14 protein-coding genes and 1 pseudogene are annotated in these 12,789 nt (G+C 67.2%); all 15 read right to left on the bottom strand.

Annotated features, from left to right (window positions below; genetic code table 11):
* Positions 1 to 2,969: pseudogene (locus tag PVW46_RS14975) on the bottom strand (phage tail protein); the annotation flags it as partial.
* On the bottom strand, positions 2,966 to 3,373 hold the full coding sequence (locus PVW46_RS14970; protein ID WP_069210613.1) for a DUF6950 family protein: 408 nt from the start codon (positions 3,371 to 3,373) through the stop codon (positions 2,966 to 2,968). The pseudogene PVW46_RS14975 and the gene PVW46_RS14970, both read right to left, overlap by 4 nt.
* Positions 3,366 to 4,034 carry a hypothetical protein gene (locus tag PVW46_RS14965; protein ID WP_139132370.1) on the bottom strand — a complete coding sequence of 223 codons (669 nt, stop codon included), beginning with the start codon at positions 4,032 to 4,034 and terminating at the stop codon, positions 3,366 to 3,368. Before PVW46_RS14965 ends, PVW46_RS14970 begins: the two co-directional genes overlap by 8 nt.
* The gene (locus tag PVW46_RS14960) at positions 4,031 to 4,681 is read right to left on the bottom strand and encodes a hypothetical protein (RefSeq protein ID WP_069210611.1); all 651 of its coding nucleotides are present in this window, start codon (positions 4,679 to 4,681) and stop codon (positions 4,031 to 4,033) included. The genes PVW46_RS14965 and PVW46_RS14960 overlap by 4 nt, the downstream gene beginning before the upstream one ends.
* Complete coding sequence (locus PVW46_RS14955) at positions 4,681 to 6,984, bottom strand: coiled-coil domain-containing protein (RefSeq protein ID WP_069210610.1); 2,304 nt, start codon at positions 6,982 to 6,984, stop codon at positions 4,681 to 4,683. Before PVW46_RS14955 ends, PVW46_RS14960 begins: the two co-directional genes overlap by 1 nt.
* Before the next feature lie 12 nt (positions 6,985 to 6,996).
* Complete coding sequence (locus PVW46_RS14950) at positions 6,997 to 7,242, bottom strand: DUF1799 domain-containing protein (protein ID WP_261394532.1); 246 nt, start codon at positions 7,240 to 7,242, stop codon at positions 6,997 to 6,999.
* Between the two features lie 104 nt (positions 7,243 to 7,346).
* Entirely contained in the window at positions 7,347 to 7,658 is a 312-nt protein-coding gene (locus tag PVW46_RS14945) for a hypothetical protein (RefSeq protein WP_069210608.1), read from the bottom strand.
* Between the two features lie 13 nt (positions 7,659 to 7,671).
* Positions 7,672 to 8,604 (bottom strand): phage tail tube protein, encoded by a 933-nt coding sequence (locus PVW46_RS14940; RefSeq protein WP_274576423.1) that lies wholly within the window; start codon positions 8,602 to 8,604, stop codon positions 7,672 to 7,674.
* 3 nt (positions 8,605 to 8,607) lie between these two features.
* Positions 8,608 to 8,754, bottom strand: a complete 147-nt coding sequence (locus PVW46_RS14935) for a hypothetical protein (RefSeq protein WP_157923493.1) — start codon at positions 8,752 to 8,754, stop codon at positions 8,608 to 8,610.
* A complete protein-coding gene (locus PVW46_RS14930) occupies positions 8,751 to 9,185 on the bottom strand; it encodes a phage tail terminator protein (protein WP_274576420.1) in 435 nt (144 codons plus the stop codon). The genes PVW46_RS14935 and PVW46_RS14930 overlap by 4 nt, the downstream gene beginning before the upstream one ends.
* Complete coding sequence (locus PVW46_RS14925; protein WP_274576418.1) at positions 9,185 to 9,613, bottom strand: gp436 family protein; 429 nt, start codon at positions 9,611 to 9,613, stop codon at positions 9,185 to 9,187. Before PVW46_RS14925 ends, PVW46_RS14930 begins: the two co-directional genes overlap by 1 nt.
* Before the next feature lie 98 nt (positions 9,614 to 9,711).
* A complete protein-coding gene (locus PVW46_RS14920) occupies positions 9,712 to 10,101 on the bottom strand; it encodes an HI1506-related protein (RefSeq protein WP_274576416.1) in 390 nt (129 codons plus the stop codon).
* Between the two features lie 11 nt (positions 10,102 to 10,112).
* Positions 10,113 to 11,006: a Mu-like prophage major head subunit gpT family protein gene (locus tag PVW46_RS14915; RefSeq protein WP_274576414.1), complete on the bottom strand. Its 894-nt coding sequence runs from the start codon at positions 11,004 to 11,006 to the stop codon at positions 10,113 to 10,115.
* A gap of 13 nt (positions 11,007 to 11,019) precedes the next feature.
* Complete coding sequence (locus tag PVW46_RS14910) at positions 11,020 to 11,457, bottom strand: hypothetical protein (protein WP_069210818.1); 438 nt, start codon at positions 11,455 to 11,457, stop codon at positions 11,020 to 11,022.
* The gene (locus tag PVW46_RS14905; RefSeq protein WP_069210819.1) at positions 11,457 to 12,473 is read right to left on the bottom strand and encodes a phage protease; all 1,017 of its coding nucleotides are present in this window, start codon (positions 12,471 to 12,473) and stop codon (positions 11,457 to 11,459) included. Before PVW46_RS14905 ends, PVW46_RS14910 begins: the two co-directional genes overlap by 1 nt.
* Positions 12,474 to 12,789: the final 316 nt, after the last annotated feature.

The following is a 12,789-nucleotide window of genomic DNA, read 5'->3' as shown; positions in this document are numbered from 1 at the left end:
GTCACCCGCGTGTCGAGGCCAGAGATCGCGCCCGCGTTGACCGTGATCTCGCCCTGCGCGCCGGTCAGGGTCGCTTGCAGCGAGGCGATCACCCCCGCTTGCGCCTCATCCTCTGCGGCTCGTGCCGTGCTTTCCTCCACCAGCGAGGCGGCCGTGGCCTCCTGCGCGGCCTTGAGCGCCAGCCGCTCGGAAGCCTCGGCCGCGAGGCCAGCATCCACCCGCGCCGAGAGATCGCGGCGGCCCTGTGCTGTCGCGCGGCGCACGGCCTCGTCGCCCGTCCAGCGGTCCCAGAGATCGGCAATCCGGCGCTGCGTGTCGTCGGCGCTGTCGTCGTAAAGCTGGCGCGTCACCTCGACCGCATCGGCAATCGCCGCCGTATCCCCCAGCGCCGTGAGACTGCCCTCGGCCGTGGTCACGCGGTCCTCGAGCCCGTCGAACGTGGCGGTTGTCACGCGCTGGTTGATCTGGCCTTGCAGGCTGTCGAGCTCCTGCGTGACCGTGGTCATGCTGACAAGGCCGCCCGCCACCGTCAGGGTATCGGTCAGCGTGGTGATCGTACCCTCGGCCGCGTCGAGCCTGACCTCTGCATCCGTGATGCGCAGATCAAGATCATCGAGAAGCGGGATTTGAGAGGGGTCGAGCACCGCCTCGGAAATCGCCTGGCTCACCGTGTTGTTGACATAGGCCACCGTTGCCTTGAGCTCGAGCGCTGCCTCGACGGCCGAGAGGTTGATCTCGACATTCGAGACGCGGGCCTCCGCGCGCTCGAATGCGGCGATCCGCACCGCGCCGGTCTCGCTGTCCACAAAGATGCCCGCGCCGGCCAGTGTCTTGTTGGTGCCAAACTGCGCCCATTCCAGCCCCATGAGCCGCTGATAAGCCTCCTCGAGGCCGGTCTCGAGCCGGGGGATATCGTCGGCCAGGGCGGTGGGGCGGTCGAGCGGGCCAAAGCTGGCAATGGCCGCGTCCCGCAGCTCGGCAATCACGCCGGTTGCATCGGCAAGCGCCGCGTCGTGGCGGTCAAAGGCCTCATCGATCTTGCCCGCAAGGGTATCGGCCAGGTCGGCTTCAGTCAGGCGCAGATCGGGCGTCGTGACCTCGAGCCAATCGGACCAGTCAAAGAGCTCCTCCTCGCCGGCGGGGCGCAGGCGGGCCTCGTAATCGGTGGCCGGCAGAACGCCCTCGGCCACCACCAGGCGCGCGGCCTCGGCCGGGGCGCGGCCCTGGGCGATCACCTCGCCGCCGGAAAGCCTCACCTCGTAATCGACGCCCCCGGCGCCGTCCTCGGTCCAGGTCGCGATCACCGCCGGGCGACGGCCCGTGGTGCCGTCAGAGATCGCACCGGCGACAACCGAAAGCCCCTCGAGCGCGTAGGGCTCAGGCGTCGTGACCGTGGCCGGGGGCACGTCATAGGGCAGTTGATCCGCGGCGCTCCAATCGTAATCTCCGGGGTCGCGCTCGCGCACGGCCACCTGTGTCAGGAGCGTGCGCAGTTGCACCTGTTTCTTTTGCACCTCGAACAGCTTGGCCGCATAGCCGTTGCGGGCGCTGGTCCAGGCCACGGTTGAAAGCGGCGGCACATGCGCCGCATCCGGCGGCAGGGTCAGGCGGTGCACCCGGAACCGGCGGGCGTCCTCGAGGTAACTCTTGGCGAGGCGCTGCGCTTGGATCGCGTGCGGGCAGGTCGGCAGGGGCAGGCTTGCGATCTGCCGGCGGCCATCGTCCTCGAGCTCGAGATCGGGCCGCAGGACGGTCGGCGCCTCTTTCGTCTGCCAGGCCATCACCGGCTCGGGATAGGTGATCGCCACGGCGTTGGTCGTGTCCGCCAGGCCGGGGAACGGGTCTAGCTCCTGCGGGCGAGAGATCACCACGTCCTCATCGGTGAAGAAATAGGACGGCAGGGCGGGCGCGCCGATCTGGATATACCAGGTGCCCCCCTCCTCGACCAGCTCACCCGAACAGGATGCCAGAAGATCCTCGATCACCTGCGCCGGCTCATCCTGCGCCACGCGCACCTCGGTGCCGGCGCGATATTGCGGCTCGGTGCCGCCGCCCTCGACGGTCACGGACAGGTCGCATTCATTCATCGCCGCGGCCCAGGTCGCCAGGGGCAAATCCTCGGCCGTGGCGCGCCCGCCCCAGGTGGCCCCGTTCGGCAAGGCGATCCCGCGCAGGATATTGTAGATCATCACGGCCGGGTTTTCGGTCGGCTCCCAGGTCGCGGGGTCATTCCAGCGATGCGCCCCGAAACCGCCCGCGCTGCCATCCTTGCGCGGGTCGTAAAGCGGCAGGCCCTCGATCTCGAAAAGCACGGTCGGCAGGCCGGAAAACTTGGCCTTGTCGCCCTTGTCCAGGATAAACGTCAGGACCGCATAGGAACGCCCCCCGCCCACCATGTCGGGGGTCCAGGGGAAGTCTGGATCACTGCCCAGGCGGTTGAGGAGATAGGGCGAGGCGGCGGTTTGCGTGCCGTCATAGAGATAACGACACACCCGGCCATCATAGGCGCCGCCCGTGTTCAGCTCGCCGCGGCCCTTGCCGTCCTGCACACCGCTCCACGCCTGGCGCTCGCCGTTGACATAGATGCCGGACACCACCTGCCCCGGCAGGCCAAGATCGATCACGTAGACCAGTTGCGCGCGGCGCGAGCCCCAGCTCAGGGGGGGCGCGACAAAGGCGCCGGCGGTGGCATAGCGCCCCAGCACGAAACCCTCGGAATTGTCGCCCCCGGTGAGCGTGGCCTCGGTCTTGAGGCCGCCCACCGCCTCGGGCGTCTTGAGCTTGGCCTGCGTCAGCTTGGACAGGACAAGGCCCACGGCCAGCCGCACAAGCGCCTGACCGACGACACTCAGGCCGGCAAACCAGGAGCCGACCGCGGCAATCGCCGCACTGACCGGCTCGGCCGCGGCCGGATCGGCGCCCACCACCAGGAAGGCCAGCGCCAGAACAAGGATATTGAGGCGGATCATACGCGGAACGCCCTTTCTGCATCTGTCAGGGGCACAAGGCCCAGGCCCGAGGGCCGCAGCACATAGATTGACGGCCCCTGCACGATCCCCAGGGCCAGCGCCTCGCCTTCACGCACGGCCGCCACATCGCCCACCTGGGCGCGGATCGGCGCGACCTCCTCGAGGTGCGCGGCGGCAAGCGCCACATGATCGCCGCGCCCCTCCTGCGCCAGGAGCGCGAGGCCATCCTCGAGCGTGCGATAGGTGCGGCGCCACCCCGCCGCCAGGTCGGTGCCGGTCATGGCCTCGACGGCCCCGGCCGCGAACAGGGCGCAATCATGCTCGCCGGGCCGGAACCGCAGGCGGGCAACCTCCCCGAGATATGCGGCCAGGCGCGGCCGCCAATCCTTGCGGCGCTCAACCATCAGCCGCGCTCCCCCGGTTTTCCAAGCGGGACGAAATGCCTGCCAGCTTCTCGGCAAACGACTGGCCCCCTCCCTTGCCGCCGCCGCGCTTCATGCCCCACCAGACACCCACGGCCCCGGACACGTCCGCATAGCGAAAGAACCGATCCCCGGCATGGGTCGCGCGGTGCGCCTCATCAGACCGCCGCAGCGGCACGCGGCGGGTCAGGGCGCGGGCCGAACTTGCCAGGCGGGCCGAGAGCGAGGCCTCGCCATTCTTGACGCCCTCGCGCAGCGTGGCCTCATCGAGCCAGCCCTTGAAAACGCGGGTAATCTCGATCAGGGCGTTTGTCTCGGGATCGAAGCGCGCGAGGTGCATTTCGACCGGCGCCTGCCGGGCGTCATATCCCCGGATGAGCTGTTGCACCTCATCGGTGACAAGGGCCAGGCCCGCGGTCTGCATCTGCACCCCGAGGCCCACCTGCGATACCAGGTCGGCCACCTCGAGCACGGCCCCGGCGCCGGTGTATGTCCGCTGATCGCCATCGATCACAAAGGCCCGATCCTCGAGGCCGGTATGCAGGCCCATCGCCTGCGGCGTCCCGGTCTCGCGATCCTTGGCCTCGATCCAGATCAGCACCTCGAGCGCCAGCGCACCGCGCGCCACAACGGGATAGGTCATCGCACTGTCTGCCTCCATGCAAAGGAAAAGCCTTCGTCAAAGGCCGACCGGCGGCGAAGCCCGCTGAAACTGTCGGGCACGTAGACCGCCTTGCAGATCGGTTGGATCAGCCGCACCACGTCATCGGCCGCCACCGCCTCGGGGATGCCCGGCACCACCTCGACGGTCACTTGCGCCGGCGCGCCGACAAAGGTTCCGCCCGTCACCACCCGCGCCAGGAAATACCGGATCGGGGTCGAGCCGTAGGAAATCGAAAGATGATCGCCCGGCGTCAGCACATAGCCGGACGGCAGGTCGGTGAGGGTCATTTCGCGGGCATTGCCCGCCACGCTTGCCACGCGGCAGACTGCGGCGCCCTGGATCGCGCCGCCAGGATCTGCCTGGGTGAATTTCCGGCGACGGTCATAGATCAGGAAGGGCGCCCCGGACTGCCGGATCAAGTCGATCAGCGCAAGAACCTGGTCGTGATCCCTGTTCGGCGGCACAAAGGCCTCGCCCATCCACAGCCGCGTTCCCATGCGCGCGGTCAACACCTCGCCGCCGCCGGTTTCCGAAACGCTCATCGCCTCGCCCAGGCGAAACGAATACATGTGGATGCCCAGGCCATCCCAGAAGGTCGCGAGATCAATGGGGAAGGTGATCGCCATCAGTAGCGCACCCTCGGATCGCGCCGGATCTCCGCTACCCGGTCGGGCAGGACGCGGTCGTACTCGGCAAATCCCGTCCGGACCACCGCCCCGGCCTCGTTGCGTGCAATCTCCGCAACCGTGCCCTCTTCGGTGTAGACGCGGATTTCAACGACGCCCTCGCGCCCCCCGGGCATCGCCATAGGCGACGAAAGCGAACCGCCGTCGGCAAAACCTGGGATCGGCGTGCCGGCGTTGATCGCCTCCAGCAGTGGACGGTGGCGTTGCGTGGCGGCGGCATTGACAGTGAACTCGCCCGGGCTGACGCGAACCAGCTTCTTGTCCGCGCGTGGCCCGCCCTGCCCGTAGTGCATCCCGCCATCAGCGAAGTTCAGGATCTCGCCGATCCAGCCAAAAAGTCCACCACCGGATCCGCCACCTCCGCCACCAAACAAGCCCATCAGTGGGCCTTCACCAAGGAGAAGGGCCTGCCAGGCCGCATCCTCCAGCGCCCGGGCAAAGCGATGCCAGGCGGAGGCGGCATCGTCACCGCCGCGCACCAGGTCAGGGATCAGGTCTGCAAAGCTGGTGCGGAAGAACTCCGAGGTCTCCGCCGCCTGCGCCTTGGCCAGTTCCTCCTTCTGGATCGAGGCAATCAGCTTGGCGACCTCTGCCCGCTCTGCATCCGTGGCCCCGGCCAGGTCACCGCGCAGGCGGATCATCTCCTGCTGGATCGGGTCGCTCTCGCGCAGGATGGCAAGCTCGTCCCGCCTGGCCGCAATCAGGTCGCGAACAGCGTCACGTTCCTTTTGCCTCGCCTTCGCCGCGCCTGCGGTGTCAGCCGTAAGCGTTGGAGCCGCACTCCTCAGCGAGGCCTCGTAGTCCGCCAACTGTGACTTTTGCTCGTCTGTCAGACCGTAGTCGAACCCGAAGGTCCGCTCGGACGCGGCACGCATCGTCTCTTCCAGCCGACGCACACGGGTCGCGACGAGCTTGTCAGCAGCGTTCATCCCAGCCGTGGCCAACTCGAAGTCCAGCTCTTCCATCGCATCTTCGAAAGGGATCGACAGCGAGGCCATCGCTTGCTGGAAAGCGATGGCATTGTTTGCCGCGGTCAGGATGTTGGCGGCGAGGCGCGATGCTTCGTCGGCGGCGTCTCCGGTTTCTTCCTTGGTGTCCCCCATCGCGACGGCGCCCGCGCTTGCGGCTTTGACCATGCTGTTGAGGTTCTGAATGATCCGGGCGACTTCATCAGGGATGCGCTCGCTCTCATCATACATCCCACGGAGCAGCATAACTGCCGCACTTGCGGCTTCCGCCACTTCGGCCAGGCTGTTGGCCTTTGCGAGATCATCGAAAGCCGCATCGAGACGGGTCGCTTCAGCAGCGCTGAGACCGAGCGCCGTGAGCATCTTCGTAGCCCGGTCCTCCAGCAGTTCGAGCGCCTCCCGCGCCTCTGTGACCTGACGTTCCCCGAGTATGCCCGCTGCAGCGAGATCCTGCGCATCCAAGAGCTGCTTGTTAGCGCGTGCGACATCACCAATGGCGCGCACCACATCATCCAGGTCCGACCGTATACCCTTGGCCGCATCGTCGAATTCGGAAAAGGCCAGTGAAACGGTCGCCTGGGCTGCCAGGGCCGATGCTTGTTGCACCTCTCTGGCGAAATCACCAAATTCGCGACGCAGGTCCTTGATGCTTGTCTTGGCGGTATCGGTGTAGCCCTGCACCTCCGAGAGCGTGTCGAGGAAGACATCGACACTCTTCTGAGCTTCCTTCCCGGCTGCAGAGGTATCGAACAGGGACATCGCCAACGGTCCCATAACCGCGACGACGCCACCTGCGATGACCCCCCAAAGCCCAAATACCGACAACATGTCCGCCGACTGGATTGAAAGTGCACCCATGTAGTTCCCGGTCACAGCGCCCTGTTGTGCGACCTGGTTCAGCTGGTAGGCAAACATCTTGGCGTTGTTTTGAGCGGCGGGGCTCAATCCCTTGTTCACCTCCGCCAAAGGAGCGGAAATTTTCGCAACGCTGCCGCTCGCCTGTCCCGCCTGCGTCTTGAGCTTGGTCAGCTCGCCACGCAGCCCGTCGATCTGCTTCTTCGCTGCCGCGTGCTCGTTGCGCAGGTTGACCAGGTCGACCTTGTAGGCCTCCAGCTGCTTCTGCAGGGCCACGAAGTCGGCCGAGGCCTCCTGGCCGCTTTGCCCCAGGGCGTCGACCTCGGTCTTCAGCCCGCGCGCGCCCTGGCCCGTCTTTGCCAGTTCCGCCTGCGCCTGCTTGCCGTCGGCCGTGAGGCGCGCATGCATTTTCAGCGTCATGTCACCCCCCCTTCAATCCCCGTTCAAGGCCGCTTTGGCGCCCTGCTCGATCTGCCGGATGTCCGCCCAGAGGCCGGGCGTGACCTCGATCCCCGCCAGGCGCAGCCCGGCCTCGGCGGCGGCGTAGTCCAGGCCCAGCCAGCGGGTCGCGGCGCCAAAGCGCGGCTCGATCCGCCACTGGGTGCTGACCACGGCAAAGGCCTCCAGCGCGGCGACATGCTCGGGCCAGAGCGCCTCCTCGGCGTCCTCTGTTCGCAAGAGCTCGGGAGGGATGCCCCAGAAGGCCGCGTCCTGGTCGACCTGGCGGGCCGGGCCGGACTGGTCCGAGAAGTGCCCCTCGATCAGCGCCCGCCCGGCCCATCTCAGTTTCCCCGGCGGGCCTCGATGCGGCCTTCGTTGTAGGCCCGCAGGAGCGCGATCCGCAGGTCGGCAAATCCGATCACCTGTTCCAGCAGCTCCGGCGAATGCGGGATCGGCTCCTTGTCCGCGCCCTCGATGTCGTCGAGGCGCCGGATGATCTTGCGCATGACGGCCTTCTCGCCCTCGATGCCCTGCGCGCTGGCCGCGCCCATCTCCTCGTCGGGCAGGATGACGAACACGGCGCGGAAGTCCTGACCGTCGGCGGTCTGGACAGTCCGGGTGATGGTGCGTTCTTCGGCGATACGAAATGCCATTGCGGGATCTCCGTCAGGTCAGGGTGAGGGTCCACTGGTCGTTGCCCGAGCCGGGCAGCGGGACCAGGTTGAGCGGCCATTCCATGATGCCCTGCGCCTCGGTCGGATTGCCGGGGCGCTGGACCTGGCAGGTCGGGGCCGAGAGCGCCGCGATGCGGCCGGCGCCGGTGCCGTGGGTCAGCGCCACCGCGACGGCGGTCTGGTCCTGCGCCAGCGCCCAGGGATCGAGGGTCGAGAGCGCCACGGCCTCGACCTGGCATTCGATCATGTCGGACCGGTCGACTATGACGATCTCTTCGGCGCCCACCAGGAACCGCCCTTCCACCTGGTTGCCCAGGCCCAGCTTGAAGCTGCGCATCACCATGTCCTCGCCCCCGATGGTGAAGAGCGGCGTGGCGGTGTTCGAGGCGATGCGCGGCTTTTGCCAGGCACTGAAGTCGGGCGTAGGCAGCGTGCCGGCGGCGGGCTTGGTCCAGAGGCCGGTGAAGGTGAACTCCAGCACCGGGATACCGCTGGCATTGACCGTGACGTCGCAGTTCCCCCGCGCGCCGGTCAGGGTGAAGAGATGCCCATCGATGTGCAGGTAGAGAGTGACGCTCTCGAAAGCGTCCGAGATCGGGTTGTAGACCACGTCGGTGCCCGGAGTGATCGTTTCGGCGCAGCCGCAGGCGCGCAGGAGCGGCCCCCAGGCCGGCGCGGTCCCGGCGGTTCCCGAGGGTTCCAGCTCGACCTTGAAGCTGATCACCTGGTGGAGGTCGAAGGGGATCGTGGCATTGGCCCCGAGATAGGGCGTGTCATGACCCCGGTCGGCATCGGCGCCCTGCATGGGCTGGATGCTGATCTCGGAGGCAAGGATCGCGTTGGCCCCGCCGGTCGGGGTCGGGTCGGTGCCGTAGGTGGCCTCGATCTTGGCCAGCAGGATCTTCTTGCGGAAGTACATCGGCATGGATCAGGCCTCTTTCTTGGCGGGCTGCGCCGGTTGGGGCGGTTTCGGCGGCTCGGGCCGCGGCGCGGGCTTCGGGGGCTTGACGGTCTGCTTCAGCCCGCCCTTCTCGGTGCGGGTGAAGCTGCCTCCGGATTGCGGGAGCCTGGTCATGTGGGGATCCTCAGCTGGTCGTTGATGCGGAACTCGGTGACAAAGGCCATGAGGCCACGTTGCGAGGGCGCCGGTCGCTCGGCCGAGAGCTCGAAGACGCCGACCTCGTCCCCCGGCGCCCAGCCGCAGATCGCATTCTGGATGTCGGCCAGGAAGCCATCGAGACGGCCCAGGGCACGCTGGCCGCGCGCGTCGGTCGATTGCACGAAGGTGGCGACGGAGACGCCGCGCCGCACCGGCTGGATGAAGAGCCCCGCGCCCATCGTCTGGGCCGCGACGCCCGTGGTCGTGCCGGGCAGGACATAGGCGTTCACGCCGCCGCTCGGGACACGGCCGTCCTTCAGGATGGCGGTGAACTCAGCGGCCAGGCCGACCCGGCCATCCAGCTCCGGAACCTGCGCTTCCAGGCGTGCCTTGACCTCGGCCAGCATCAGATGAAGCCCTTGAGGTTGTCGGGTGTGAAGGGCCGCTCGCGGTCGTTGACGCGCACGCCACCGGCCCCGGTCTCGGAGGGGGTCACGCCATCGGCGTCCAGGATCACGTTGCCCCTGGCGATCTCCTGCAGCGTCTTGATGGCCTGGCTGTAGTCGCGGACGATCTTCTCGTTGGGCTCGTAGACATGCAGCGTGTAGATCGCGATCTCGCGGCTGATCTTCGGGATCGGGTCGGGCGTCACGGCGAAAGGCAACGTGTAGCGGCCCTTGACGTAGCCGTCGATCAGCGCGTCCGCCTCGGAGATCGCGCGGGTCACCGTGTCGGCGTCGATGGTGCCCGTGGCCAGCTCGCCCCGGTCGGTCAGGTCGATCAGCAGCCGGGTGCCGTAGCGCTCTTCGAGATCTGCCTGTGTGCAATAGGGCATGTGAAGGACCGTTCAACAGGGGTGAAAAGCCCCGGCGGCGCGGGGGCGCAGCCGCCGGGAAAGTGGCCCGCCGCGCCCCCTCGGCACGGCGCGCGGTGTCAGTCTTGAGGCAGACCGGACAGGGTGAGCTTGGGATCGCCGGCCAGCATGGCGATCTCGTCATCGCTCAATTCGGCCAGGGGGATCTTCACCGACTCGGGCGAGAAGTGCCGCCCGGCCCGCCAGCGGCCCTTCCTGGGACCGATGACGGTCAGCACGCCTTCGGGCGGCTGTTCCGGGTCGGAGGATTTGATGGGGGCGGCGCCTTCGCCCGCCCCCTGCACCGGCCCGGGACCGTCGCTGGTCCCTTCCGGCGTGGTATCCGTTGCGGTCTGCTCTGCCTCGGCCTCGGCCTCGGCGATCTTCTCGGCCACCGTCTCGTCCTTCCAGCGCGGGCTGGTGGAGATCCCGAGTTCGGCGGCGCGCGCGTCAAGTTCCTCGCGGGTCATCACTCAGCCCCTCACGCCAGCCAGGGCACGACGAGCAGTTCGGCGGTGCCTTTCCACTCGTTGGTCTCACCGCCCGAAGCATACTCGGAGTTGAGGATCTTGCGGCCGGCGCTTTCCAGCGAGGGCGGCACCACCAGCAGGTTCGACATCAGGCCCAGCGGGCGGCCATAGTCGCCCTTCATGCCCGAGAGCGCGGCGCGGCCGGCGGCATAGGCGCTGGCATCCAGCGTCTGCTTCGACCCGTAGGCCATCTGCCAAAACCCGAAGCCAGCGTTCGCCCGTGCATCGGCACCGTAGACGAACTCCTTGTTCATGAAGACGTTCTGGTCCTGCTCGCGATCCAGCGAGACGAACTTGAAGTCCTTGCGCTTCTGCAGGATCAGCGGCTTGAGCGCCCGGCGGGTGTCCAGCAAGTACCAGCCCGTGCCCGACCCGCCGCCCGTGTTCGAAACGGTGGTCGGGTTGCCATCCTCGTCCAGGACCGGGTGGTCGGTGTCGAAGAAGTTTTGACCGTCGTAGCACTCGGTCGAGAAGCCTTGGGCCAGAAGCCCGAAGACCATGAGGTCCCACTCGGAGCCGGTCGACATGCCCATCTCTTCGAAGAGCGGCGCATAGATCCCGAGGTTGTCGGTCTCGATGTCGTCCCGGTCCACGCCGATGGTCAGTTCGAGGGGCTTTTCCTTGATGGCATAGTCGTGCTGCATCAGGTTCTGGACGAGACGGGGACCGATCCATTCGCGGACGCGCGGGATCTTCCCCAACCAACCGTACTTCTGCTCCTTCTGCGTAGACCGGACCTCGGTCGCGATACGGCTCCACATCGGATCGGCCTGCCCCAATCCGCGTTGGAAGGAAGCGTTGAAACCGACGCGCAGGCTGTTCAGGTTTGCGGCATTGATGAGCATGTCAGGGGTCCTCTCAGGCCGCGGCTACGGCGGTCAGGGCCTCGTCCAGGCGGACCCAGACCCCGTTGGCGTCGACACCTTCGATCAGCCCGGCGGGCGAGCGCGTGGAGGTGCCATCGGTCTTGGCGACGGTCTGATCGTCGACGGCGTAGCAGACGTTCCCGATCTCGGCCTTGGTGATCTCGTCCGCCGCCGCCGAGTTGGCGAAGCGGTAGATGCCAGGGCGGTAATCGCAGGTCAGGTCACCCGCCGACCCTGCGGAGTTGTCGACCCGCTCCTCGGCACGGCCGGCACCGATCAGGCCCGTGGCGGTCTGGCCCTCGACCAGGTTGCCCGAGGCATCCCGCATCACCAGGGCGCCGGCATAGATCAGGGTCGAGGCGGCAACGTCGCCCTGGCGGATGTCACCCTCGAAACGGGGTGTGTTGCGGTCTGCGGTCAGTGCGGCCATCAGGCTGCCTCCTCTTCGCCCGCGTCAGCCTTCAGCTGCGCAAGAAAATCCTCGTGAGACACCCCGAGCTGGTCGGCGACCACCTTCTGGTCGGCGCTCAGCTCGGTGATCGCCTCGCCCTTCGGGACGGGATTGGCGGTGTGGGTCCGCGAGAGCTTGGGCAGCCGGCTAACCAGCTTCTCCGCGCGCTCGGGATTGTCGATCCAGAGCGCCGACAGTTCCGCGCGCAGCTCCGCATCGATGGCGCGACCTTCGGCCACCTTCTGGTCCAACCACCGCTCGGCGCGCAGATCGCCCAGCTGCTGGGTCAGTTCGGCCACCTCGTCGGCGTCGCCGGCATTCGCCACGGCCGCCTTGGCCAGGACGGTCAGCTCCGCCACGCTGGCGCCCTCCTCGGCCCCCAGTGCAAGCGCCAGGGTGGAGAGCTCGGCGGGCTTCTCCGCGCCCTTCTTCAGCTTCGAGATGGCGGCGAGGATCGCGTCCTCACCGGCATCTTCCGCGAGGCCCAGGGCCTTCGCGATTGCGGCCATGTTCATGTCGTCTGTCTCCTCGGAAAGGGATGCGATGGCCCCGCCCAGCGCGGGGGTATTGGTCAGGGAGGCGTGGAAGATCCGCGCCACCTTGCCGGTGGCCTTGTTGAAGGACATCACCGGCGAGATGCCGTGATAGGCGCGGTCGGCCATCAGCTCGGCGCCCTTGCTGTTCCAGGTCACACGCCCCCAGATCCCGTCCGGACGGCCCTGCAGCTCCTCGATCCAACCCACGGCCGGCGCATCGCCGCCTTTCGGGGCGGAGCGCGTGGTGGCGTGGTTCACGTCGATGAAGATCCGCTCACCGGATGCGGTGCTGGCGGCGATCAGCTCCTCGGCGCTGTCGTAGAACCAGGGGCCCCGCCCATCGATAGAGCGGAACTTCTTGTTCGGCGCAGGCAAGAGCTGGATCCATTGTGGCGGGGCTTCACCTTCCAGCGAAAGAGCCACCGCCTCGAAGGACGAGATATCGGGTCGCGTGTTCATGAGGGCAAAATGCCCGGCGCCGCGCCCCTGTTACGTTGGCAAGGTCGTGCTGCGGTATCCCATGGAACTGCCGGTGCGTTCTGGAATAGAGGGCAGCGCAATTTAGGTGAGAGCATCAGCTTTAGAACTGCCGACATGCGTGACACCGGCCCATGCCGGTCATTCATGACGTTCGTAACAAACGGCAGGTTTGAGCCTTTGATGTCGAACCTGTTCGTTAATCTCTATTCGAAAACAATATCGGCCCTCTTGAACATATAGCGGTGCGTCACCACTATATCTGGTATGTCCATGGTCGCCATGGCGTCCGACGTGA

The organism is Mameliella sp. AT18 (assembly GCF_028807275.1).
GTDB classification, from domain to species: Bacteria; Pseudomonadota; Alphaproteobacteria; order Rhodobacterales; family Rhodobacteraceae; genus Antarctobacter; species Antarctobacter albus.
This window is presented reverse-complemented; position numbering and strand designations above follow the sequence as displayed.